The organism is Methylobacterium sp. J-077, from assembly GCF_022829365.1.
Classification (GTDB): Bacteria; Pseudomonadota; Alphaproteobacteria; order Rhizobiales; family Beijerinckiaceae; genus Methylobacterium.
On the sequence record NZ_JAKSYJ010000157.1, the window covers coordinates 1 to 1,767 of the forward strand.

1 protein-coding gene and 1 pseudogene are annotated in these 1,767 nt (G+C 70.7%); both read right to left on the reverse strand.

The genetic code is table 11. The features are described from left to right. Positions 1-1,204 (reverse strand): CHASE3 domain-containing protein (locus tag MKL11_RS19130; protein ID WP_243946318.1); only part of this gene is annotated, 1,204 nt, incomplete at its 3' end. 175 nt (positions 1,205-1,379) lie between these two features. Further along, positions 1,380-1,767 (reverse strand): annotated as a pseudogene (locus tag MKL11_RS19135) (methyl-accepting chemotaxis protein); the annotation flags it as partial.

Genomic DNA, 1,767 nt, shown 5'->3' on the forward strand with positions numbered 1-1,767 from the left:
GCGCGATCGCCTCGGTCTGGCTGGCGTTCTGGGCGTTCTGCTTGACGTTGGCGGCCATCTCCTCGACCGAGGCCGAGGCCTCCTCCGTGGACGCGGCCTGCTCGGTCGAGCCCTGCGACAGCTGCTCGGCCGAGGACGACAATTCCTGCGCGCCCGCCGAGACGTTGGCGGCGGCCGTGGCGGACTCGGCCACCACGGCGCGGAGCTTCTCCAGCATCTGCTCCAGGGCGATGCCCAGCACGTCCTTGTCGGACAGGCGCCTGGCCTCGACCGTGAGGTCGCCCGCCGCGATCGCCGTGGCGACGCCGGCGATCACCTGCAGGTTGTCGGTGGTCGCGCGCAGATTGGCCTGGACCTCGCTGCTGAGCCCGCCGAAATCCTTCGACAGCGTCTTGGTGAAGTCGCCCACCGAGGCGGCGGCCAGGACCTCCGAGATCTCCCGGAACGCCTGTTCGACGGCCTGGGCGGTGCCCTGGATCCGGCCGACCTCGTCGAGGCGCCCGGTCTCGAACGGCGTCGCCAGGGTCGCCAGGCGGGTGCTGATCGCGGTGACGGGCTTGGCGACGGTGCGCACCAGCAGCAGGCCGATGCCGACGGCGATCACCAGGTTGGCGGCGATGCCGAGCAGGATCATCTGCGTCGAGGTGTCGAAGGCCGCGTTCTGGGCGTCCTGGCGGGTCCGCATCAGGGTGTTCTCGACGCCGACCAGGTCGGCGACCTCGGCGCGCAGGCCGTCCATGGCCTCCTTGCCGGCGCCGGCGATCTCGGTCTGGCGCGCGGCCTCCCGCGTCTCCGGATTGGCCATCCCGGCGATGCCCTTCTCGGCGACGCCATTGTGCCAGGATTCCGCCTGCCGCCGGATCTTCTCGAGCCGCTCCTGCTGGGTCGGGTTGTCGGCGGTCAGCTCCTTGGCCTGCCGCCAGGCGGTGTTGAAGGCCTCCCAGCCCTTCTGGTAGGGCGCCAGGAACTTGGCGTCGCCGGAGAGCAGGAAACCGCGATACCCGGTCTCCTGGTTGACCATGCCGGATAGCGCGCGGTCGGCGGCGTCGATCACCTTGATGGTGTGGTCCGTCCAGTTCACCGACTGACGGATCTCCGACGATTTCCAGTAGACGACGCCGTTGATGCCGAGGCCGACCAGCAGCATCAGCGTGAAGGCCAGGAACAGCTTTCGCGGTATCGAGATGTTGTCGAGTATGTTCATGGCCTTCGTCCTCGGAAGCGGGGATCTCGGTCGGGAGCACCCTGCGGCTGGCCTGTCCGGGCGGCCCCGGACGCGGATCTGATCGTGGCTGCGCCCGGGGGCGCAGGCCGGTTGTCACGAGCGTCGTCCCGGATCCCGGACGGCGCCCTCGGCGCGTGATCGGCCCCGTCCCCGCTCAGGCGGCGCGGACGAAGTCGGCGTCGCGGGCATCGCCGTCGCCCATGTCGAGGTCGAAACCATCCCCCGCAGCCAGGGTGGACCGGCCGGCGCGCGCCTTGGTGTTCGTCTTGCCATTGGCCTTGCCGCCGACCTTGGCCTTGGCCGGCGCGCCCATCCGGGCCGCCGTCGCCCGCAGCTGCATCGCCGCCGCGGTCGTGCCCGCCCCCGCCGCGTCGATGCGGAAGTAGGCGATGGTCGCCTGCAGCCGCTCGGCCTGGTTGGCCAGCTCGTCCGAGGTCGCCGAGACCTGCTCGGAGGCGCTGGCGTTCTGCTGCGTGACCTTGTCGAGCTGCTGGATCGCCTGGTTGATCTGCGCCGAGCCGACATCCTGCTCCCGGCACGCC